Below are 23844 nucleotides of genomic sequence, written 5' to 3' on the forward strand. Positions count from 1 at the left end.
GTCCCTATGCTATTGCTCGCTCTGCCACTTCTTCAGGGTGGCGGCGGCCTCCTCCTTTTCCTGGAAGGATTGGTTCTGGGCCAGCGCCTTTTCCATTTCCCTGATGGCCTCCTCCTTCTTGCCCTCGCCATACAGGGCCAGGGCGAGGTGGTAGCGGAGCACGGGCATGTCGTCCTGCTTCTGCACCGCCTGGACAAACTCGTTGCGGGCCAGGCTGAACGAACCCCGCTTGTAATGCACCCAGCCCAGGGTGTCGATGATGTGGACATCGTCGGGCTGCTGCTGCTTGGCGGTCATGGCCAGACGCAGGGCCTCTCCCAGGTCGGGATCCTTGTCCTCGGCGATCATCCAGGCCAGATTGTTGGCCGCCGGGGCGAAGTCGGGCTTGATGGCCAGGGCCTTGGTATAGGATTCCTTGGCCAGATCGCTCCTGCCGGTCTGCTCGTAGAGGCTGCCCAACCCCATGTAGGCGCCCAGGGTCTTGGGCTGTTTGGCCAGCAGATCGTTGTACTCGGCGATGGCCTGATCGGTCTTGCCCTGCCGGGTCAGAACCATGGCGCTCAGGGCATAGGCCTGCGGATTGTCAGGATCGAGTTCCTGTGCCTTCTGGTAGAGTGCAAGGGCCTTGTCCGGTTGATTCGCGCCCAGGTACAGATTCGCCAGCACGATGTGCATGCCGCCGCTCTGCGGAGCCTTGGCGATCTGCGCCTCGGTCATCTTGATCAGCGCGTCCTGCTTGGCGCCCTCCTTCCGGGCGATCTGGAGCAGGAAGGTGAAGGCCCTGACATTGTCGGGCTGCAAGGTCATCACCTTGGCAAAGGTCTCCTTGGCCTTGGCCTCCTGCTGCAGGGCCAGGTGGGCCAGGCCGAGGCTGCCCAGCACTTCCACGTTGTCCGGCACCTTGGCATGGAGTTCGGAGAACATTTTCTCGGCGGTGGCGTATTCCTTGGAAAACAACACGCCCTTGGCGAGGGTGAGGGCGGCCTGGAAATCGCGGGGATTGATCTTCAGGGCCGTGGCCGCTTCCTTCTTGGCGGTTTCGAAGTCGCCTTCCTGAAGCGAAAGGAGCGCGAGCAGGGAATGGGCCTTGGCGAATCCGGGGCTGAACCTGATCGCCTCCAGCAGGGATTCCTTGGCCAGCTTCATGTCCCTGAGGTTGCTGTGGGCCACCGCTTTCACGAAAAACAACTCGCCCCATTTGGGATAGTCGCGGATCAGGCCCGTGACCGAATCCAGGGCCTCCTGATTCTTGCCTTCCTTGAGCAGGAACTTTGCCTGGACCAGGGCGGCGGTGGCGTTTTTGTCGTTGGCCTTCGCCACTTTCGTCAGCAGGTCTTTCGCCTGATCGAATTTGCCGTAATCGAAATAGAAATCAGCCAGTTGCGCTTCGAACTCCTCCGGTTTGTCGGCCGAGGCGATGGCCTCCTTGTAGAGCTGCTCCGCCTGTTCGAGGGCGCCTTTTTTCACGTAGAATTCGGCGACCGAAACCTTCAGCCTGCTGTTCTTGGGATCGACTTTGAGGGCCTGCAACAGATGCTGTTCGGCCTTGTCCACGTCGTTTTCGATCAGGTCGAGGGAGGCCATCTGCAGGTACGGCTGGGGCGAATCGGGCACGGCGGCCGCCATCTTGTCCAGCGTGGTTCGGGCCTTGTCCAGCTCTTTGCGCTCGATATAAAACGCGGCCAGGGTGGCGTAATTGAGCATTTTCTTGCCATTCAGCTCCAGCGCTTTTGCAAAGGCCTGCTCCGCCTCCGCGAATTGTTCCTTTTTGGTGAGGATGCGCCCCTTGATCCCGTACAGCCGGTCTTCGTTGGCGGCGACGGCAATGGCTTTGTCGATCGCGGCCAGGGCGGCATCGACCTTGCCGTCGACCAGTTCCAGGTTGGCGAGCAGGGCCAGGGCGTCCTTGTTGTCCGGCGCCTGCTTGAGCACCTCTTCGATTCTCTGGCGGGCGTCATCCTTTTTTTGGCTCAGCAGGTAGAACTCCGCTGTTTTGATGTTGGCGTCCAGGTTCTTCGGGTCCAGGGTCGCCGCGCGTTGCAGCTCCTCGAAGGCCTGGCGCGCCTCGCCGCTTTTCAGATAGAGCAGGCCCAGCTGATAGCGGGCTTCGGCGTATTTGGGATCGATCTGGATGGCGTTGCGCAACTCGATGATGGCCTCTTTGTCCTTCTGTTCCTGGAGGTAGGCCATGGCTTTCTGATAGTGTTCTTCCTTGTTTTTTTCTCCCAGGCACCCCGTGAGCAACAAGGAGCAGAGCAGGATCGAGAATGATGCGGCCAAAAACGACAGGCGGTTCGATTTCATAGGTCTCCTTCTCGCAAAGGGGGCTGGTGACGCTGAGATGACCAAGGGTCCGTTCTTCTTCGCTCTTTATATAGCAAACCGGGTGCATTGAGGAATAAAAAACGAGCCCCCCGGACAGGGGGATGATATTTTCAGTTCAATGTATGAACAAAGCGACTATTTTGCCAGAGAATGTTCCGGAATCGTGGAAAATAGAAAGATTCCTTTTTTTGTTTTGACCTGTTACCGTGATGCCGGTAGCATAAAAAGTCAATAAGTTCATCCTGCTGAGCCAAAAGGAGAGAGGCATGAAAACGTTTTCCATCGTCACGCAAAGGTGGGTGTGGGCAGTGGTTGTCGCCGGGTTTGTCATGGCGTGGTCGTCTTGGGCGGCTGAATCGGGGAGCGATGCTGTCGTCAAGGATGATCTCAAGGATAAATACCGGCAAGAGGTGCTGGGAGAGAAGGGGGCGTCCCAGAAAGACCAGGAATACGTCATCGGCTATCGCGACATTCTGTATGTCGAGGTATACGGCGAGGGATCGATGGCGGTGGGGCCGGGTAACGCGATGCAGGGGGGGATGTCGGCCGATGGAGGCGGAGCGGGAGGTCAGGATTTCATCCGCGGCCGCGGTACCGGCGCCGAGGTCGGTGTGGACGGGCGCGTTTCGCTGCGCCATATCGGCGATGTCTACGTGGTGGGCATGACCTTGTCCCAATTGGCTGAGTATCTGAGTAAATTGTACAGCGCCGTGTTCGGCGAGCCGAACGTGATCACCTCGGTGATGCAGAGCAACAGCCGGCAATACACGGTCATGGGGCAGGTGAAGGCGCCGGGTCTGTATCACCTCGACCAGCCGTTCACCATTGTCAAGGCGATCGCCAGGGCCGGTGGCCTGACCGAGTGGGCCAAGGCCGACATCACCGTGATTCGCCAGGGCAACGAACTGGTCGTCGAGAAGGGGCAGGACAAATCGCCGAAGAGCGCCCAGCAGTTCCAGTTTGATTACGATGATTTCGTCGCAGGAAAGAATATCGAGGGAAATATCCAGCTTGAACCCGGTGATGTAGTTGTCGTGCATTGACAGCGAGGCCATCTCATGCGGACAGTTTCTCCTGTGTCGGGGCGGACGGTTTTCTGCCTCCTGATTCCCGTGGTTCTCGGTGCGAGCCCGTCTTTTGCCCGGCAGACAACGGTAACCGGAACGGTGGGCACGGTCGTCGATTACCGCGAGCGATCGTACGAGCATGGTGACAGCGGCGCCTATTCCGATAACAGGGATCGACAGAAGATAGGCATTCGGCCGGAAGTGCTGATCGTTTCGCGGGATGTCCGCGACTCCCTGAGCCTGCACTACAGCCCCACGCTCAGTTATGACGCTGTCCTTGAAGAGAATGAAGTCGACCATCAACTCGATTTCCAGGGGGAACGCTGGCTCTCGCACAAGTGGTCGGTTTCGGTGGCGGAAACCTATATTCGGTCCGATGATCCCGGAACGCCCACCCGCGGCAGGGCCTACTACGACACCGTCGGCGATCCCGACGGTGGGCAAGCGACGCCGGATGACACGCCGACCGAGTTGTCCCGCGATCAGAACGGCCGGAAGTACTGGACGAATACCGCCCGCGTGCGCACAAATTATGCCGTGGACAAGGACAGCCGCATCGGCGGGGGATATACGTATTCCGTTTTGCGCAATGACGGGGACGGCACCGCTTACGAGGATTACGACAGACATTCCTTTTTTACCGATCTGGCCCATGGCTTCACCCCGAATTGGCGGTCGAATCTGGGGCTCAATTATACCCGCGGCCTGTACGACCGTGCGCAGCGCCTCGGTAGCGCCTCGGACGACTCCCCGGATCTCGATCAATACGGCCTGCTTTTTGGAATCGATTACGTCCACACTCTCCATGACTTCTATCCGTTCAAATATTCGCTGAACGAAACCCAGTACGATGGCGATACCCGCCCGGACAACCAGATCCATGCCTGGTCCCTGGGATGGGATCATGCCTTTGACTCCCGTACCCGGATGGCGCTGGGCGGCGGACCCTCCTACGCCAAAATCCAGGGACTGGAGGGCTCGTGGGGATACAACGCCTATGCCACCCTGAACAGGGCCTATGAACACGCCGCCTTGCTGTTGTCGCTCAATAAAGCCTATGAGACCAAGAACTTCACCGGAAGCAGCGGCGACAACGGTCTGACCGACACGTACAGCGCCCGGGCCGCCTTCAGCTATCGCTACACGCAGGATTTGTCCTTTAATCTGTTCGGCAGCTACAGCCGGGAATCCACGCTTGACCCGCAGGGGATATATCGAACCAGCGCCCTGGGCGACGCGACCGCAACGGGAAAGACCGGTGATGCGAGTTACGACAGGGATATCTACGAGACGGGCATCGGCTGCTCCTACTCCTTTGCCCGCTGGTACAAGGCCGGCCTGAAATACAGCTACTATGTTTCCGACGGCAAACTGGACAGCGATCAGTATACCGATCACCAAGTCCTGTTCACGTTGAGTGCCAGCCATGAACTCTGGCGGTGGTGAGGAACGGGTCGGTTGGGTTCGAAACGCATATCAGGGCGTGTGGTGCGTCAGTACGCCTTGCTTGAATCGTTTTTACCGTTGGCCAGGTAGCGCCTGCGGTTCTTGGACAGTGTTTGGAGGCTGCTTGTGAAGATTACAATTATCGGAACTGGTTATGTCGGCCTGGTGAGCGGCACATGCTTCTCCGAATTCGGCCATGAGGTGGTCTGCGTCGATCATGATGCGGCGAAAATAGAGACCCTCTGCCAGGGACAGATCCCGATTTACGAACCCGGCCTGGCCGATCTTGTCACCAAGAACGTGTCGGCCGGACATCTGCGTTTCACCACCGATCTCAGTCAGGCGGTACCGGGCGCCGATGCGATCTTCCTCGCCGTGGGTACGCCGTCGAGCCGACGGGGCGACGGTTACGCCGATCTCAGTTATCTGTATGAGGCCGCCCGGGGCATTGCCCCGTATCTTGCCGGCTATACGGTGGTGGTCGACAAGAGCACGGTGCCGGTCGGAACGGCACGCCAGGTGGCCCGGATCATCCACGAAACCAACCCCAAGGCCAGCTTCGATGTGGCGTCCAATCCCGAATTTTTGCGGGAAGGAGCGGCGATCAACGACTTCATGCGGCCGGACCGGGTGGTCATAGGGGTGGAAAGCGACCAAGCCGCCGCGATATTGCGCGAAATCTACGGTCCCTTGTACCTCATCGAAACCCCCATCGTGGTCACCAGCATCGAGACCGCCGAACTGATCAAATATGCCGCCAACGCCTTTCTGGCGGTGAAAATCAGCTTCATCAACGAAATGGCCGCTGTCTGCGAAGCCGTGGGGGCCGATGCCATCGCCCTGGCCAAGGGGATCGGGCTCGACGGCCGCATCGGCAAAAAATTCCTCCATCCGGGGCCGGGCTATGGCGGTTCCTGCTTTCCCAAGGACACGGTTGCCCTGTTGCGAACCGTGCAGGAGCACGGGGTCAGTGCCCGCATCGTCGAGGCCGCCGTCGAGGTCAATGCCGCCCAAAAGGCGCGGATGGTGAAAAAGATCCGCGATGCGCTGGGGGGCAGCGAGTCGGGTAAGACCATCGGCGTGCTGGGGCTCACCTTCAAGCCGGAAACGGACGACATGCGGGAGGCGCCTGCCCTGACCATCCTGCCTGCCCTGCTCGAACGGGGCGCGACCATCAAGGCGCACGACCCGCAGGGCATACACGAAGCGGCGAAGCTGTTGCCGGCGTCGATGCTCTATGTCGACGACCCGTACGAGGTGTTCGTCAATGCCGATGCGGTCGTTCTGCTCACGGAATGGAACCAGTACCGGGCCCTGGATTTCAACAGAATGAAGGACGAGATGCGCAACCCCGTCTTCATTGATTTGCGCAATGTCTACGAACCGCGGAAAATACAGGCCATGGGCTATGCATATGTCGGCAACGGCAGGGGGGAGTGATGGCGAGCGGTTATAATGGGGCCTCGTTGCCGGCTTCCGTCCGGTACGCCACCCGCCTTGTTTCGCAAGCCGGAGAGGGGATTGAACGTGCCTGAAATCGGTCGGAAGCGCAAACAGGAAGAATCGTTGCCAGCAACGGCCGGAAAGACGGGAGAGCAGTTGCCTTCCTTCCTGCACGTGTTTTTTTGAGAATATGACCTGGCAACGCTTGAAGTCCGGAAATATGCATCCTTTGTCATGGAGCGGCTCATGGAGCGTGGGGCATGGGAGGCGATGCGGTGGCTTTTGGCGACCTATTCCAAACAGGAGCGTTTCGCTTTTTTGCAGAACCGGGGCAGAAAATCCTCACACCCAAGGCGCTCAATTACTGAGCAATCATGAGCGATGTTCCCGACCATCTGCGTCGACAGTGGCTTGCCGATGCATATGCGCGGGATGACGTATGGAGCATCAGGAGTGCTCCCGGCATTTTGAATGAACGGCAGCGCGCCCTGCTTCCTGTTCTGGCGGCAATTCTACCTTGCCGGTGGAACAGCCTTGGCATTGCGGTTCGGGCACAAGCTTTCACCTGTTTTTACTGAATATCGAAGAAAAAGAGAACAGCCAATTTTTTGGGCAGGATGATGGACCACAACGCAAACGATCTGGGTTCCGGAGTTTTTTTTGTTGATATTCTGTGCACCGTTCTGGCCTTTCTCGCCGCTTTCTGGCTTAGGGAATTTGTTCCTGTGCTGGAGGAAGAGCCCCTTGATCTCTATTCTCACGTCTTCCTCATTCCGCTTCTGCTTGCCCTGACCATCAGCCTCCTTTCCTATTTTGGCGCGTATCAGGGACCGAACCGGAAAAATTATGGCGCCTACTTCTGGGCAGTGGCCAAGACGGTTTTTGTTACCGTGGCCACTCTTTTGTCGCTGCTCTTTTTTTTGAAGATCGAGTATGTGAGCCGTTTTGTCATCCTTATCTTTGCCGTCCTGGAACTCGTGGTTCTTTCGACGATTCGCGGCGTGGCGATCAGGATTTTCAAGGACCAGGTGCGTAGCGGCAAGAATAAGCTGCGGGTGCTCATCGTCGGCACGCGGAGCCGGGCGCAGGATCTCGTCAAGGCGTTGCAGCAACAGGTGGTCTGGGGGGTTCAGGTGGTGGGATTCATCGATCCCGATCCCGCTTGCCTGGGGCAAAAAATTTTCGGCGTCCCCGTGATCGGCACCGTCGAAAACATGCATGAATGCCTGAAAAACAATGTGTTTGACGAAGTGATCGTGGCTATCCCCCGTTCCCTTCTCGACGATGCCGAACCGATCGTCATGGCCTGCGAGGAGGAGGGGGTCCGCCTCCGTTTCATGGCCGACGTGTTCAATGTGCAGGTGGCGCGCATGTCGCTTTCACAGGTGCAGGGCATTCCCCTGCTCACCATGGAACCTGTCGCCCAGGATCCGCAGCAGCTTCTGGCAAAACGGTTGTTCGATCTCATTCTGACCATCCTCGCCCTTCCTTTCCTGGTGCCGTTGTTTTTGGTGGTGGCCCTCGCCATTAAACTGGATTCATCGGGTCCGGTATTTTTTGTCCAGCAGCGGGTCGGCTTGCGCAAACGTCTTTTCCCCATGTACAAATTTCGCTCCATGTATGTTGGTGCGGAGGAGAAGTTGAAGGAGATCGAGCATCTCAATGAAGCTGAAGGCCCTATTTTTAAAATACGGGATGACCCTCGAGTGACACGGGTCGGTCGATTTCTCCGCAGAACGAGCATTGACGAATTGCCGCAATTGATCAATGTTCTTCGTGGAGAAATGAGTCTGGTCGGTCCGCGGCCGATGTCGCAACGGGATGTGGAATTGTTTGATCGGGGTGTTCAGAGAAAGCGGTTCAGCGTGCAACCCGGATTGACCTGTTTGTGGCAGATCTCGGGCCGTAGCGACTTGCCTTTTGAGAAGTGGCTGGAACTCGACCTCGAATACATTGCAAACTGGAGTTTCTGGTTGGATATCAAAATCCTGTTCAAAACCATTCCCGTTGTCCTGAAATCCAAGGGTGCGGTGTAAGGCGAGCAGACAACATCGCGCGATGCGAGTTGGTTGAAAAGTATGATGAACTCTTCCAGAGAACGAAATCGAACCCTGCTCCTTTTCAGTTTCCTGGCGGTCCTGTTTGTTGTCGCCTACTATCCAGCTTTCATCGGCTTTGCCCGTAAGTGGTCCGCGTCCGAGGACTATGCCCACGCTTTTTTCACCGTGCCGATCATTATCTACATGATATGGACCAAAAAAGAGGCATTCCTTAAACAGGAGGGAAACAGTGTTGTCGGCCTGCCCCTGGTTGTCGGCTCTATTTCACTCTATCTTCTTTCCCTGCAATTGCAGATACCCACAATCATGTTCGTGGCCACCATGCTTACCGTGGTGAGCACGCTTATTTATTTTTGCGAATTTCGAATCGTCAAGGCGCTCATCATTCCGATTATGTTGCTTTTTTTGCTGATTCCCATTCCGAACCAGCTCCTCTCGGCAGTGACGGCGGCATTGCAGCTCAAGGTGTCCGAGGCGAGCGAACTGATCGTGCAACTGTTAGCAATTCCTCTGTTCCGGGAGGGCAATGTCCTGCACATTCCGGACAAGACATTTCAGGTCGTCGAGGCGTGCAGCGGGATTCGCTCGTTGATCTCTCTTTCGACCTTGAGTCTCATCTTCGGCTATTTTACCCTGAGAACATGGTGGGCGACGTCTCTCCTGCTCTTGTTGAGTGTTCCCATCGCGATTTTCATCAATATTGTCAGGGTGGTCAGCATGGTCGTCGTCTACCGCTGGTATGCAATCGATCTGACCGAAGGAACGGCCCATACCGTTGCCGGCCTCGTCCTCTTTCTTCTCGGCTTTTTCATGTTGGGCCTTTTTCAGAGGATATTGGAATCTTGGGAAACAAAGTAGAAAGAAAAGCCATTGTCCTGATCGTGCTTCTGGCGATTGTCGCTTTTCTGGCCCACAGAGAAGCGGAACCGGTGGTGAGAGCCAAGAATCGCGACCTGCAAACCGTGTTCGGGCCGGTGGCCGGGTATCGCATCGCTTCCCGCGTTCCGCTGGAGCAGGATGTCTACCGGTTTCTCGACCTGGACGACTACACCTCGGTGAACTACGAGAAAGAGGGCGTCCCTGTCGGGTTGTACATAGGCTACTATTTTTCGCTCGACAAGGTTTCCGCCGCCCATTCTCCGCTGGTGTGTTTTCCGGGTCAGGGATGGGCCATTGATCAGCCGGTGCTCCATCGCCTCGATCTGGGCGGCTATGTGATCAATTATGCCGAAATAATCGCCCGACTCGAAAACAGGCAGGAACTCATCATGTATTGGTATCAGGCAGGCACGAGCACTAGTCCTGAAATCTACAAAAATAAAATGAATGCCGTTTTTAACAAACTCGGCGGCAAGGGGCAGGAGCATGCTTTTGTACGGGTGTCGGTGCCCGTTGCCGATTCAGCGATGGAGCGGGCCAGAGAGACCGGAAAAGAGTTCATTGCAGCCTTTTATCCCGCTTTTCTTGCCTATATAGCCGAACAGAATTCTTCCGGACGCAACTGAACGGGAGCAACCGTTGCTTGGCCTCCGACAGATGCGCTCCACGATGCCATGGGGGATCGCCACTGCTATCACCGCAAGCATCACCCTTGCCCTGTGCTGGTGGCCTTTTGATTTTTTTCCGAAAAATGACGTGCTGGCTGACCTTGGCCAGGGTCAGGCCGTATTCAATATGGGGGGAAGCGCCGGCCGACCTTCCAACAACGGCCATGTCTTCAGCCGTGATCTTTTTCGGTTCGACGCCGATCATGGGGCCGTTTTCCGGCTGGTGATCACGCCGTTGGCTATTCCCAGGGGGTTGGGCTGTCTTCTTGTTCTTCATGATGGAGGGGCGCGTCCACCGTTGGTGATTGCCCAATGGCAGGAGCATCTGGCGCTTTTCGTCCGGGCGCCGGAAGCAAAAAAAGGATACCGCGAGATGGGGCTCAGGGACCGGCTGCCTCTCGGCAAAAGAGTCGTGCTCACCATCGATACCGCAACCGATGGCACCCGAGTGTTCCTTGACGGCGAATTGGCGGCAAGATACAAGGGATTCTCATTGATAGCACCAAGCGGCGTAATCGATGGGAGGCTGATTCTGGGTAATAATCAGCACGGTACGGAGCCTTGGCACGGCAGCATCGAGCGGGTGACTGTCTATGACCGTTCGCTCCAGTCCGCGCCCGTCTCTGCAGGCCCCGGCACGGTGCCAGTGTTTGATTGCAGCTTTGTTCACAACGAAAGGAACACAGGGACGGATTCAGAGGAGAACTGTCCGGGGCTTGTCATACCGGAGCGATTCAGGCCGCTCGCGCCGATCATGCTGGCTCCTCTTTCGTACCAGGATTTCAGCCGGAGCAGCACCTGGCGGGACATCGTCTTCAATATTTTTGGATTCCTGCCCATCAGCATCTGCCTTTCATGTCTCGCTGGTAGGTGGACCGATCAGCATTGGAAGCGGTTTGGCTTAACTCTGCTGGGGGCTTCTCTCCTCAGTCTGATAATCGAATCCGGCCAGTATTTTTTAGCGTCGCGCCATTCCAGCCAACTCGATCTGCTGTGCAACATGGTCGGAGCGTTGCTGGCTGCTGCTGTTGCTTGGTTCAATGCAAAAGATAGCAAAAAAAGCATCTAAACGTATTAACACCAACTATTTTTAATTTGTACACTGTATCTACGCCGAGATCTATTGTTGCATCGGTATGAGCAAGTGTTCATATCTGAGTTTGTAGAATGAACTTTTGCGCTGAGGTGGTTTATGAAGCATATAATTAATTTAACTTTTCATGGTATTGGTAATAGAACACGTTTGGTGGAGAATGGAGAAGATAACTATTGGATTAATAAAGATTTATTTGTTAATATTCTGAACTCTGTTCAATGTTTGAGTAATGTATGTATAACTTTTGATGATGGTAATATATCAGATTTTGATATAGCTTTCCCTGAATTGTTGAAGAGAAGGATGGTGGGCAAATTTTTTATTCTTACTGGAATGATGAATGTTAATGGATATTTATCTGCTAAACATATTAGGGAAATTTCTTCATATGGAATGGAAGTGGGTATACATGGAAAAAATCATATAAAATGGCGGGGGCTATCTGGTGATCAGCTAAAATCAGAAATTATTGATTCGAAAAAAAAGTTAGAAGATATTGTTTGTAAACCGATTATTTCTTCATCATGTCCATTTGGAGAATATGATTCTTTGGTTTTGAAAAAATTAATTAATGCTAATTATAAGTATATTTATACAAGCGATAGGGTGCCATGTCTTAAAAATAGCTGGTTCCGCCCTCGTTATTCTGTTAGAAGTAAGGACAATATTGATTCAATAATGAAAAATATTAATCAAAAATATATAATTGTAAATAATTTTTTTAAAATTATTAAGATTTGTATAAAAATGAAGCGGTAGTGATAAATATGGCAAAGAATGTATTGATAGGCCCATCTGACGCCCTTTCTGCTCCTGAGGTTGCTTGGAGTCTGGTAAACTATGGGTTTGAAGTGACGGCTTTTTCAGTTAGAGGAAGGCGGTCATCTTTAGAAAAAATTAAAGAAATATCATTTGTTTTTATAACTGACCCAGAAATTGATGCTTATCAATCCTTAGAAGATTTGGGTAATGTTATTATAAAAGGCAATTTTGCTATTTTTCTTCCTTTGACCGATTTTGCTGTCTGGATGTATAGTAAACTCAGTCATATATTGCCATATCTTGAATATTCTGTGAGTAATGATTCGGTTGATTTAACGATAGACAAATGGAAACAAATTGAACTTGCTGTTAAATCCGGGATGTTTGTTCCGGAAACATTATGTTGTAATTCATCAGATGAGGCATTGAGTAATAGCTATTATCCTTGTTTTGTAAAAAGTTCTGTTGCCGTTGGAATTTCTGAAGGAAAGCTTCTTCGTGATCCTTGTTATGTCTGCGGATGTCAAGACGAGTTTAAGCATGTTGTTGCTCGGTGGGATTTTTCTCGTCCAATGTTAATTCAACCCTGTCTTACGGGCAGGGGGGAAGGTGTATTTGGATTAGCAACCGATACTGAAATTAATTGGTGGAGTGCTCATCGGCGGATCCGCATGATGAATCCTCAAGGTTCGGGGTCAAGTGCCTGTGAAGCTATTGTTCCTGATAGTAGCGTGCTGCCCGCTATCCAGCGATTTCTTCTCTCTAATTCTTGGAAAGGAATATTCATGATAGAGTTTTTGCGAGATGACGATGGAAAATTGTGGTTTATGGAAATCAATGGAAGAGCATGGGGAAGTATGGCTCTTGCTCGACGTGGGGGATATGAATATCCTGCATGGATGGTTCAATCTCTTTTGGATCTAAATTTTAAACCAGCTATTCCTTCTCCGGTCTTGCCTCTTCGATGCAGGCATTTAGGCAGAGAGCTTATTCATCTGCTTCTAGTTATAAAAGGGCCCAAGTCAACTAAAGCAGTTCCCAGTTGGCCTAGCTTTTGGAAGACTTTGAGAGATATGTTGACATGGCGCAGTTATGATCATTGGTATAATTGGAATTCAAAATACCCTGCGGTTTTTTGGCGTGATTCATTTCTGTCTGTATATAGAGCAGTATTTAAAAAATAGGATTATTCAAATGAAAATTCTAAAAGCTGCTGTTCATTTGCATTCAGATTGGTCTTATGATGGTCATTTTAAGCTGAAAGAATTAGTAGATTTTTTTGATAGATTTGGAGTTCGTATTTTGTTGATGGCTGAGCACGACAGAAATTTTACTCAAGAAAAACTGAATGATTATATCTGTGCATGTGAACAATATAGTACTGATAGATGTTTAATAGTTCCTGGAATTGAATATAGTGATAAAGATAATGATACTCATGTATTAACATGGGGTGATCTTCCTTTTTTTGGGGAAAATCTTCCAACTTTAACGCTATTGGAGAACGTAAATAGTAATGGTGGAGTCTGTGTATTAGCGCATCCTTCACGTGGAAATACATTTACTAAATATGAATATCAATGGAAAAAATATTTAAGTGGCATTGAAGTGTGGAATCGAAAGACGGATGGATTCCAGATGAGTCGGGAAGCGTTGATTCTTTTTAAGGGAAATCCGGATTTAATTCCTTTTGTGTCATTAGATTTTCATAATAAAAAACAATTTATACCATTATTTATGAAAATTAAGATTTCTGGATATGTCAACAGTAAAATCGTAATTGATGCAATGAGATCGAGATATATTTATCCTTCAGTATTTGGATTTCATGCTAAAACTATGATGAATAAGAAAGGAATATTTATATTGAATATTCTTGAAAAGATTAGGAAAAGTTCTTTGTCTGCTTTAAGATCAATCAAAAAATAATAATATGTTTTGATCAATTTTTTATCTCTCTCCAGAGAATAAAGTCTTTTTTTGTATATTGTATAATTTTTATTGATGTCTTCTGGAGTAAATTGTTGCTCATTTTTGACGTACAATGTTTGAAATTATAAAAAAGAACATAGGGGGGGGCTCGTTACGAGCTAAATTTATTCGAAGTTCCGCATGGTTATCTGCTGGCAATATTTTTGAAAAGATCCTCGCCTTTGCAAGCAAGATTATCTTGGCGCGCTTGCTGATACCTGGAGACTTGGGTGTTGTGGTGCTTATCACCAGCATTGCGAGCCTCTTTGAATGCATGACTGAGGTGGGGGTAAAGCAATGTATCATTCAAAACAAAAATGGTGACAGCCCTGAATTTTTAAATGCAGCGTGGTGGTTTTCGGTGCTTCGCGGCAGTGTCCTTTTTTCAATCGCCTGGATGTTGACACCTTGGATTTGCGACTTCTATTTTCAGGATAAAGGCGAAATTTTATCTAGTTACAATATTCAGACATTGCATCAGATGGTTCGGCTGGCCTTTTTCAACTTGTTATTTAATGGGCTGGTGAGCCCGAGAACCTATGTTTTGGAAAGGCAATTTCAATTTTCCAGGGTTGTTGGGTATATGCAAAGTTCTGCTCTGGTCGGCATACTCGTAACGATTATCTTGTCCTTTGTCCTTCGTAATGCCTGGGCTATGGTGATAGGATCTGTGTGCCAAGGTTTTTTCAGGGTATTAATGTCTTATGCCTTTTGTCCATTTTTGCCAAGAATGAGCTGTCATCGGCAAAGTTTGGCTCAACTCGCTCGCTATGGATGGGGAACGTGGGGTGCGCCTTTTTTTGCCTATGTCGCTTTTAATATAGATATTATGGTTGGAGCAAAGGTGCTGGGACCTGAATTGATAGGGTTGTATGGTTTTGTTGTGGGATTGGCGTATATTCCTCGAGAATTATTCGCCCGCATTATCAATCCAGTTATACTGCCAACATTTGTCAGGCGTCAAGACGAGTTAGTGAAACTGCGAGTTATGATCAGGAAGATGATATGTGGCATTGTGCTAATTTCGATGCCGTTAATTATCTGTTCGTTTTTTTTTCATAGACAGATAGTTGTAACAATTTACGGAGTCTCGTTTGAATCCGTTTCAATTGTATTTGCTATATTTACTATAAATGTATTTTTTATTATTTTGAGTATGATTTTTATAAACTTATTTATGGCGATTGGTACTCCTCACACATATAGGAATCATACTTTTATTCGTGCAATTATTTTATCGTTGTTTATTGTTCCGATAGCGCAAAATTTTGGTGTTATTGGGATGGCGATTTTGCAAGTTTTTTCAAATATTACTTTGGTTCTGTCTCTTTGGTATGTTGCATATAAATCAACCGCATATAATTCTTTGATTCATCGTTAGGAATATATTGGAACTTTACGATATGAATATAAATAAAACCATGTTTTTTCTTTATCGTTTTAATAAATGTAGAAGGATAATTATTTCATTGTTGAAAAAATTGGAAAATGGTGAACTGTTTTCAGTGACTATTCGAGAGATTTTTAATAAATATCATAACATTAATGTAGGTATGTATTCTTATGGTTGTTTTGTCTCTTCAAACATAAGGCCGTTCACAGTTTTTGGTCGTTACTGCTCTGTCGCTCCTGGGGTTAGAGTGTATCGTGCAAATCATCCTATATTGCATAGATCAATGCATCCTTTTTTTTATGATCCTAAATATAATTTTGTCAAAGATAATAAAATTTTTCCAAAAGAGATTATTATTGGCCACGATGTATGGATGGGTGCCAACGCGATAATAACACCGTCTGTAATGAATGTCGGCAATGGCGCGGTAATTGCTGCCGGCGCTGTTGTGACTAGGGATGTTCCCGATTATGCTGTGGTTGCTGGAAATCCTGCCAGGATTATAAAATATAGATTTTCTCAAGATCTTATTGAAATTCTAACCGATTCACAATGGTGGATGAAAGATATTGATGAACTTGCAGATAATGTTAACGATTTTATACACCCTTTATCTGCTTGCACCGATTAAATCTCTTGCCATTTATAAATTTGCATTGATATGATCGAGTCTGTAAATCAACAAGGCATACGTGTAGTTCTTCTTGGTGCATCGTTTGCAACCGGGAATCTTGGTGTAAGCGCTTTGGCTTGGTCAAGCCTATATTTGATTCGAAGGAAATGGCCTGCTGCGAAAATTGTGCTGCTCGGTGTGGGAAAGCAGCCCGCCGAAAGCCAGGTTTACCTGAACGATCGGCCGGAAATCTTTCTATCTTGGCCTGTGCGTTATTGTATTAATATTTTTGCTGCGCATCATATCCTTGGTTTAGGAGCGGCTGTTTTGCTTTCTCGCTTTGTTCCTTTTTGTGGGCGATGGTTTGACAGAGTGCCGTCTGGCGTGCAGGCATTGCTGAGATGCAATCTCATCTGCGATATCACGGGAGGCGACAGCTTCAGCGATATCTATGGTTTGCCACGCTTTTTGCGAGGTTATCTGCTTAAGCGCATCTGCCAGTTGACGGGGAAGCCGTTCATTCTCCTGCCGCAAACCTATGGTCCATTTGAAACAGGGCTGGCTCAAATGCTGGCACGTCATGTTCTTGGTAATTGTAAGGTTATTTTTTCACGCGATACGGAAGGGCTTAGGACTGTTTGCGATTTGATAGGGTCTTCTGGAAAAGCTAAATTATGCCCTGATGTGGCCTTTACACTCAAACCACTGCGACCAGATAGTGTCCAGATCCGTCAACTTGAGCAGCTCAAGGCTAAGGGTAAGCAGATTGTTGGTTTCAATGTCAGCGGGCTGCTCTACCATGGCGGGTATTCCCGAGACAATATGTTCGGATTGTCGTGTGACTATCAAGCCTTGGTCGCCACTATCCTCTTATGGTTTTACCGTCATACGGACTGGTGTATGATGTTGGTCCCTCATGTTGTGCCACAAGCCAAATGGGTTGTTGAAGATGATTTGGCAGCATCGATACAGGTTACGGAAACCTTGCCGGCTGAGTGTCGCGATCGAGTGTTTGTTCTTGAACGCGGCTATGACCAAAACGAAATCAAGTATTTCATCGGATTCAGTGATTTTTTTATCGGTGCCAGGATGCATGCTACCATTGCCGCCCTTTCTCAGGGTATACCTGCGATCGGCTTGGCATACAGTCGAAAATTTGTCGGGGTTTTTGCCACTGTAGGGGTAGTTGATTGCGTGCTTGATCTGCGTAGCTTGAATGAGCAGGAAATTCTTTCCAGAATTGAAGACATTTTTGATCGCCGATATGCAATTACTACGATATTGCAACAGAATGTTCCGGTTCTGAAAGAGAAAGTTCAAGGATTATTTGAAGGATTTGAAGATTTGTCAACAGACGTGCCGTAGTATAACTCAATGGTTATAAGTTTTTAACAAAATATTGGCTCTGGTGCAAAATAGTGTGTTTATTTTTTTCTGCAAAAAAAATGTAATTTGATTTATTTTTTAATAAATTTTACTCATTTATGAAATCATATAATTGTAATAATTTTCGAGATCGTTTGTCTGTTGATTTAAATAAAGAGTCGATAACTTTTTTTGACTCAATACTCACACCGTTGAGAATATTGGTTAGAAAGTTACGTTTATTCAGGGAATTTTTTTATGATTTTAATAGATTTTGTAGATACAGTTCGGTTGTACATAGAGGTAATGAGAGGGAAAAACTGCAGGCTTTGCTAGTAATGGCCTATCATTCTTTGGAGAAAGGGCTTTCTCTTCCGTCTCCACGCCCCGGATTCGGGATAAAGCATATTAATACATTAATTTCCAGATTAAATTTATATGTAAATAAATACGGTTTTGATTGTTACGTTATGGCGTCTTTGAATGCTTTGGAGGCTTATAATAATTTTAATATTAATAATGGTATTAATAATGATTATATTGATGAATATATACGTAATTTGAAGTCAAGATTGGAAATCAACTATGAGTATGAATTATGTTCAGGAACGAAGACAATCAATAAAAAAGAATTTATTGAAAGTTCTAATGTTAATTTTAGAAAATTTTTTGAAGCAAGATCCAGTGTTCGACAGTATTCAGAGGAGAGTGTTAGTTCGGATTATATAAAAGATGCTGTGAAAATTGCCTTAAAAACACCTTGTGTATGTAATCGTCAATCATGGAAAGTTAGAGTTTTTAAAGAAAAAGAAAATGTAAAAAAAATCCTCAGTATTCAAGAGGGAGCTGTCGGCTTTGCTGAGAAAATAGGAACTCTGTTGATAGTGTCAAGTGATTTGTCTTATTTCCAATCTTCTGGTGAGAGAAATCAGTGCTGGGTAGATGGTGGGTTATTTTCTATGTCACTTTTGTTGGCATTGCATTCTTTTGGTCTTGTTACATGTTCGTTGAATTGGAGTAAAAATAGCTATATTGATAATTTATTAAAAGAAACTATGGATATTCCTCAGTCTGAATCAATAATAATGCTAATTTCTGTCGGCCATCCTCTTCATACTTTTAAGGTTGCTTCCTCTTGGAGGAAACCTGTAGAAGATATTATCTTTTTTGATAACGACATTTCATAATGATTTATGCCTCGTTTATCTATTTAATATCTGTATAATTACTGAATGTCGCAATCAACTCCGGCAATAAACTTGACAGGTCCATGTAAAGTAGTCCGTTTTTCAGCCCTTCCTTGGACGGTAATTATATTTGTCCTTTCTTTATTGTTGCCTACTACTATTTCCTTTAGTATTGGCGACTTTCGTTTAACAATATATCGAGTAGTGCTTCTAGTATTCTTTATCCCTTGTTTCGTACGAGTGATGAATGGTAGATACGGGAAAGCTTTGTTGGCCGATAAGCTTTTGTTAGGCTATGCAGGGGGGATGATACTTTCCCTTTCTGCGCACCTTGGACTGGCTGGGGGGGGGAAATCTGGTGGTGTCTTAGTGTTGGAGTCTTATGGTGCCTATTTGTTAGCTCGCTCGTTTATTCGCAATGAGATGCAATTCGCTGCCTTTATCAGGCTCTTATTTTTCATTATCGCCAGTCTGTCTTTGGCAACCATCCCTGAAGCGTTGACCGGGAAAAATATTTTCCAGCCTCATGTCGCCCATATCGGCGGCCGCCTCGGTTTGACTCGTGCATTTGGCCCCTTTGACCACCCCATCCTTTATGGGATGTTTTGCGCCAGCGCAGTGTCCTTAACACTGTTTGTTCCGATTAATACACTGCAGGAAAAAGGCACACATTTCTTTCGGGCCGGGTGGGTTATTGTCGCTGCATTTATGTCGGTATCCAGCGGTGCGCTGGTGACAGTCGTTGTGCAATTAATATTAACAATGTGGAAAGGTTTGACTCGAACAATTGCATCAAGATGGCATTTGTTTTCGATCCTGTTGATTATCGTTTATGTGATGATTGACCTTCTTTCCAACCGCACTCCAATGCGGGTTTTTTTGCACCGGTTGACTTTTAGCGCAGAAACTGCATACACAAGATTACAGATTTGGGATTCAGGAATAAAATATAATGTTATGGAACATCCATGGATCGGTATTGGTTTTGACGAATGGAGTCGAGTCTCTTGGCTGGGCCCTTCTATTGATAATTATTGGCTGGTTATCATGGTGCGGCATGGGTTGCCGACCTTCTGTCTGCTCTCCTTGGGCATAATTGCGCTTTTATATACGGTCAAGCGATATGTTTATCTTAGTGAACCGGCCCAATTGATGCGTACGGCTTGGGGATTTGCAATGATCGGCTTAATCATTGCCGGTTCTACGGTCCACTTCTGGAACAACCTCCATGCTTGGTTCTTTTTCTTGCTTGGCAGTGGCGCCTGGATGGCGACTCAGGGCGATGAACGCCAAAAAGGTGGTTAATATTTTTATATTATTCTCTTAGAGTATCGATTCGTGCGTATCCAGGTTTCCATAATTATCCCCGCCCACAACGAAGAAAAGGTCATCGCCTCGACTTTGGCGGCTCTCATGCCAGGGATCGTTGATCGATCCTTTGAGGTCATTGTAGTCTGCAACGGCTGTACTGATCGTACTGCTCAGGTGGTTACATCCCGATTTGAGACTGTTATCTGCTTGGAAACACCTGTTGCATCGAAGGCTCACGCTCTTAACTTAGGTGATGCCAGGGCCACCAGGTTTCCTCGAATCTATCAGGACGCCGATGTTATGCTCAACGCCGAAGCGGTGGGATTGCTTGCAACTGCTTTGCATGGTGGTGAGTTTTTGGCGGCATCGCCGGCCATGCTCATGAACTGCCGGCATGCTTCCTGGCCTGTGCGGAGTTATTACGACATCTGGCAGCGACTACCGTATGTACGAGAGGGCATGATTGGCGTCGGGGTATATGCGTTGTCAGAGCAGGGACGTCGACGCTTCGACCAGTTCCCCAACCTTATCGCAGATGATGGCTATGTGCGGGCTTTATTTCAGCCACATGAGCGCACCGTGGTCCCTGGTTGCTGCTCGGAGGTGCGAGCCCCAAAAAAATTGCACGGGCTAATAAAAATCAAGACTAGGAGCCGAAAAGGGCGCTATCAGTTGGCCCAGGCCTTCCCCGAATTGATGACCAACGAACCTAAGGCCTACGCTGAGGCGTTGCTGCCTTTGGTTCGGTCCATGCGTCTCTGGGCGCGATTGGCTGTATATCTGTATGTGAATCTGGTGACAAGAATGCTGGCTGGGCGTAAACAAGCGGCCATAGACGCAAGGAATTGGGAACGGGATGAAACCAGCCGGGACAGCGTGATTGAGGAGACGTGCACAGGTAAAAAAAGTGGCCCAGCAATACTTGCTCCCTATTGCCATTGCGAGCGGAACGAGGATCTTAAGAGCGGGAAGGAACTGCAATCCAAGCGTTCTGCGAAATAGCACGCCGCGGCTCCTTAACAATGCCATCGATGAGGAATATTTATGACTAAAGTAATGCTGGTGTCCTCTTCAGGTGGACACTGGGTACAGCTTAACCGGTTGCGGCCCGCCTTTGAAGGCATGGAACTCATTTATGTGACTACGGAGGAACGGTACCGGAATACTGTGGGTTTAGCTCATTTCCTGACGGTACCGGATGCGAGCCGTTGGAACAAAATTCGAGTGCTGTGGCTGGCTGTGGTTATGCTTTGGCACATCCTTCGCGTTCGACCGGATGTGGTGGTTTCCACCGGAGCAGCCCCCGGATTTTTCGCCCTTTTCTTCGGAAAGAAACTGGGAGCCCTAACCATCTGGCTGGACAGCATTGCTAATGTTGAGGAGATGTCCATGTCCGGAAAAATGGCAAGCAAACATGCCGATTTGTGGTTGACCCAGTGGCAGCACCTAGCCCGGCCTGACGGGCCACTGTACAAGGGTGCGGTGCTATGATATTCGTTACCGTGGGTGAGCAACTGCCGTTTGACCGGCTGATCCAGGCCATGGATCAGTGGGCGCAACGCACTGGGCAGGAAGTGTTTGCCCAAGTGGGTCATTCGGACTTCAAGCCGTGCTACATCCAATACAAGCCCTTTCTCGATCAGGCTGAGTTTGGTCAAAAGATGGAGGCTGCCCAGCTCATTGTGGCCCATGCAGGCATGGGTACCATCATATCTGCTTTAGAACGAGGTAAGCCGTTGGTGGTCATGCCTAGGAAAGCCTCTCTGGGTGAGCATCGAAATGAGCATCAATCGGCCACAGCCAGCCGTTTTGCAGCCTTGGGACATGTATGGGTGGTCGATGATGAACAGGGGTTGGGCGAAGCACTTGCGTTTTTTTTGACCGGAGGCGAACCGGATCGGAGTCAGATAACTCGCATTGAACCATCAGCAGAATTAATCCAGGCTATCCGCGAGTTCATCCGTTCGGTGGGTCATCAATAACAAACAATATGACAATGATCACATCCTCAATTGACGCACCTGGTACCCATGAAATTGAATGTGCCTTGACCTTGCTAGGCATACAGGGCTGTGACCTGAGCATAGTTATTGTTTCTTATAATACCCTCGGGATGACTAGGGAATGCCTCGCTTCGATTGAGCGCAATCGAGGAGACCTTGTGGCTCAGATAATCGTGGTCGACAATAACTCCCAGGATGGCAGTGTTGCCATGATCAAGGCAGAATTCCCCCATGTTGAACTCATCGAGAATAAAGAGAACAAGGGATTTGCAGCCGCTAACAATCAAGCTTTCTTTCGCTGTCGGGGACAATTCGTCCTCCTGCTGAACTCCGATACCATTATCTTGGATGAAGTCTTGCAAGCATCGGTTGAGTATCTGGAATGCCATCCTCGAGTTGGCGCCATGGGATGCCAAGTGCTGAACACCGACCGTAGCGTGCAGTTCACCTGTTCCGGTTTCCCTACCCTGGCAAGGCTTCTGGCTATGACCCTGGCCCTGGACAGAATAGGAAAGTTCACTTGGCTGGATCGTTACCTCATGCGCTGGTGGAGGCGGGATGACGAGCGGGAGGTAGAGGTGATCAGCGGCTGCTATCTCATGATTCGCAAAGAGGTTTTGGAAAACGTCGGCCTCTTAGATGAAAGCTTCTTCTTTTTTGGTGAAGAAACAGACTGGTGCCGAAGGATGAGAGAGGCGGGTTGGCAACTTGTTTTCGCTCCGGTTGGGAGAATTATACACCACGGGGGGGGCAGCGTAAAAAAGCTGAATTTTAAGCGGGATGTAATGCTTACCGCAGCCACCGTCAGGTTGCACCGCAAGTACGGTAGTCTTGCTGCGGAAGTAACTGCCTATGCCATCCTCATGGGGTTCAATTTGTCTAGGGCGGCTTTATGGTCCATCGTCGCCTGTGGCTCCTATCGTGGCAAAGAGCGTTCTGATCATTTTCTGAAAGTTGTTGCTTCGTGGCGCGATTGTTGGCCGACGGGGAGAATTTCGTGAAAATATTGCTGATAACATGGGGCTGCGATCGTGACGATGTCAGTGAGCCGCAGATTGCCTACCGCTGGGTAAGGGAGATAGCCAAGCGGCATGAGGTGGTTGTATTCTCGGTCAGCCTTCCGGAAAGGTTTGGATGCGTGAAAGAACAGTTTCCCGATCTGGAAGTTATCGAATGGCGCGATATTCGCGTGCCGCCTTTACTCAAACGTTTTCGTTCTCTGGCAAAACCCCTATATTTTGCTTATTTCAGAAAAGCGAGAGGGTTCCTGCGTGAACTGGTTAAACAGCACCGTTTTGACATTATCCATCATCTCAACCCATTTGCCTGGCGGTATCCATCACCGGCCTATGGTTTAGGTGTGCCACTTGTCCGTGGGCCAGTGGCAGGTGGCTTGTTGACGCCAGTCGCCATGCGCTCCGAGATACGGGATGTTTTTCACCCGTACAAATTTCTCAGATTGACGGATAGCTGGCGAAAAAAATTAGACCTGATCTTGAGAACGTCCTATCAGCATACAGATTGCGTTTTAGCCGCAGCTCCCTATGTGGTTGATCTGTTAACGCCCTTGCCAATTCGGAGAGTTGAGATTGAGATTGAGCACGGCCTAGAAACGTTGTCAAAATGTCAACATCAGCCACAACTTCACGTTAATCATGAAAAAATCCGACTTCTTTTCGTCGGCCGGATCATCAGGACGAAAGGGGTGCGGGATGCTATTCGTGCCTTGACGTTCATGAAGACCAGAGAAAAAGTGGCATTGACAATCATTGGTGATGGTGAGGATATGCCTGCCTGCCGTCAACTTGTCCATGACCTTCATTTAGAGAAAATAGTGCAATTCCGAGGTTGGTGTGCAAGAGAAGATGTTGAGAATGCCTATTTTAATACCGATATTTTCTTATTTCCTAGTTTTAGAGAGCCAACAGGCGGGGTGATTCTTGAAGCAATGACCCATGGGTTGCCTTGCGTCGTTTGTGATTATGGGGGGCCGAGTTATATGGTAACAAACAAATGCGGAGTATTGATATCGCCTGATGCTCCAGAGAAATATGCAAAAAAAATAGCAGTAAGGCTTGATGAGCTAGTGTGCAATAAACAATTGAGAATTAATCTTGGAAAAAATGCCTTGATTCAAGCGTACTCTAATTTTTCGTGGAATGAAAAGATGAATCGTGTGGATAATTATTATAGATCGTTAATAAAGTAATAATTCATTTTTTTGTTAAATAGTAATCTATTCTTATGGGGGACCA

The 23844-nt window shown here is 48.8% G+C and carries 22 protein-coding genes; 21 read left to right on the forward strand and 1 reads right to left on the reverse strand.

What is annotated here, in order from left to right; genetic code table 11:
• Positions 1-9: 9 nt before the first annotated feature.
• Positions 10-2304, reverse strand: a complete 2295-nt coding sequence (locus tag Q362_RS0101310) for a tetratricopeptide repeat protein (RefSeq protein WP_028317201.1) — start codon at positions 2302-2304, stop codon at positions 10-12.
• Between the two features lie 287 nt (positions 2305-2591).
• On the opposite strand from Q362_RS0101310, the gene Q362_RS0101315 reads away from it, so the two are divergent.
• The 21 genes from Q362_RS0101315 to Q362_RS22620 all read left to right on the forward strand — a co-directional run bounded on the left by Q362_RS0101315 (position 2592) and on the right by Q362_RS22620 (position 23798).
• Positions 2592-3368, forward strand: coding sequence for a polysaccharide biosynthesis/export family protein (locus tag Q362_RS0101315; protein WP_028317202.1), 777 nt, complete (start codon positions 2592-2594; stop codon positions 3366-3368).
• A gap of 15 nt (positions 3369-3383) precedes the next feature.
• The gene (locus Q362_RS0101320; protein ID WP_211248425.1) at positions 3384-4838 is read left to right on the forward strand and encodes a hypothetical protein; all 1455 of its coding nucleotides are present in this window, start codon (positions 3384-3386) and stop codon (positions 4836-4838) included.
• Between the two features lie 126 nt (positions 4839-4964).
• A complete protein-coding gene (locus Q362_RS0101325; protein ID WP_028317204.1) occupies positions 4965-6278 on the forward strand; it encodes a UDP-glucose dehydrogenase family protein in 1314 nt (437 codons plus the stop codon).
• Positions 6279-6655: 377 nt separating this feature from the next.
• Positions 6656-6859: a hypothetical protein gene (locus Q362_RS23330; protein WP_157469785.1), complete on the forward strand. Its 204-nt coding sequence runs from the start codon at positions 6656-6658 to the stop codon at positions 6857-6859.
• A gap of 42 nt (positions 6860-6901) precedes the next feature.
• Positions 6902-8317: a sugar transferase gene (locus Q362_RS0101330; protein WP_245590126.1), complete on the forward strand. Its 1416-nt coding sequence runs from the start codon at positions 6902-6904 to the stop codon at positions 8315-8317.
• Between the two features lie 42 nt (positions 8318-8359).
• Positions 8360-9199: an exosortase/archaeosortase family protein gene (locus Q362_RS0101335; protein WP_028317206.1), complete on the forward strand. Its 840-nt coding sequence runs from the start codon at positions 8360-8362 to the stop codon at positions 9197-9199.
• Positions 9184-9846: an exosortase C-terminal domain/associated protein EpsI gene (locus Q362_RS0101340; RefSeq protein WP_028317207.1), complete on the forward strand. Its 663-nt coding sequence runs from the start codon at positions 9184-9186 to the stop codon at positions 9844-9846. The genes Q362_RS0101335 and Q362_RS0101340 overlap by 16 nt, the downstream gene beginning before the upstream one ends.
• A 43-nt stretch (positions 9847-9889) precedes the next feature.
• Complete coding sequence (locus tag Q362_RS0101345; RefSeq protein ID WP_211248426.1) at positions 9890-10957, forward strand: VanZ family protein; 1068 nt, start codon at positions 9890-9892, stop codon at positions 10955-10957.
• Positions 10958-11080: 123 nt separating this feature from the next.
• Positions 11081-11743, forward strand: coding sequence for a polysaccharide deacetylase family protein (locus Q362_RS22605; RefSeq protein ID WP_084312133.1), 663 nt, complete (start codon positions 11081-11083; stop codon positions 11741-11743).
• Positions 11744-11751: 8 nt separating this feature from the next.
• Positions 11752-12930, forward strand: coding sequence for a hypothetical protein (locus Q362_RS23335; RefSeq protein ID WP_157469789.1), 1179 nt, complete (start codon positions 11752-11754; stop codon positions 12928-12930).
• Positions 12931-12940: 10 nt separating this feature from the next.
• Positions 12941-13675 (forward strand): PHP domain-containing protein, encoded by a 735-nt coding sequence (locus Q362_RS23340; RefSeq protein ID WP_157469791.1) that lies wholly within the window; start codon positions 12941-12943, stop codon positions 13673-13675.
• Between the two features lie 115 nt (positions 13676-13790).
• A complete protein-coding gene (locus tag Q362_RS0101365) occupies positions 13791-15098 on the forward strand; it encodes an oligosaccharide flippase family protein (protein ID WP_028317209.1) in 1308 nt (435 codons plus the stop codon).
• A 7-nt stretch (positions 15099-15105) separates the two neighbouring features.
• A complete protein-coding gene (locus Q362_RS24675) occupies positions 15106-15741 on the forward strand; it encodes a CatB-related O-acetyltransferase (RefSeq protein ID WP_211248427.1) in 636 nt (211 codons plus the stop codon).
• Between the two features lie 30 nt (positions 15742-15771).
• Entirely contained in the window at positions 15772-17088 is a 1317-nt protein-coding gene (locus Q362_RS22610; protein ID WP_084312135.1) for a polysaccharide pyruvyl transferase family protein, read from the forward strand.
• Positions 17089-17243: 155 nt separating this feature from the next.
• A complete protein-coding gene (locus Q362_RS22615; protein ID WP_169737340.1) occupies positions 17244-18275 on the forward strand; it encodes a nitroreductase family protein in 1032 nt (343 codons plus the stop codon).
• Between the two features lie 270 nt (positions 18276-18545).
• Entirely contained in the window at positions 18546-19580 is a 1035-nt protein-coding gene (locus Q362_RS0101380) for an O-antigen ligase family protein (RefSeq protein ID WP_169737341.1), read from the forward strand.
• A 33-nt stretch (positions 19581-19613) separates the two neighbouring features.
• A complete protein-coding gene (locus Q362_RS18590) occupies positions 19614-20588 on the forward strand; it encodes a glycosyltransferase (protein ID WP_245590127.1) in 975 nt (324 codons plus the stop codon).
• A 42-nt stretch (positions 20589-20630) separates the two neighbouring features.
• Positions 20631-21077, forward strand: coding sequence for a glycosyltransferase family protein (locus tag Q362_RS0101390; protein WP_028317212.1), 447 nt, complete (start codon positions 20631-20633; stop codon positions 21075-21077).
• 11 nt (positions 21078-21088) lie between these two features.
• Positions 21089-21568, forward strand: a complete 480-nt coding sequence (locus Q362_RS0101395; protein WP_245590128.1) for a glycosyltransferase — start codon at positions 21089-21091, stop codon at positions 21566-21568.
• A gap of 71 nt (positions 21569-21639) precedes the next feature.
• A complete protein-coding gene (locus tag Q362_RS18595; RefSeq protein ID WP_342670220.1) occupies positions 21640-22590 on the forward strand; it encodes a glycosyltransferase family 2 protein in 951 nt (316 codons plus the stop codon).
• Entirely contained in the window at positions 22587-23798 is a 1212-nt protein-coding gene (locus Q362_RS22620; RefSeq protein WP_084312143.1) for a glycosyltransferase family 4 protein, read from the forward strand. Before Q362_RS18595 ends, Q362_RS22620 begins: the two co-directional genes overlap by 4 nt.
• The last annotated feature ends 46 nt before the right edge of the window (positions 23799-23844 follow it).

The sequence above is a fragment of the Desulfobulbus elongatus DSM 2908 genome (genome assembly GCF_000621145.1).
GTDB lineage: Bacteria > Desulfobacterota > Desulfobulbia > Desulfobulbales > Desulfobulbaceae > Desulfobulbus > Desulfobulbus elongatus.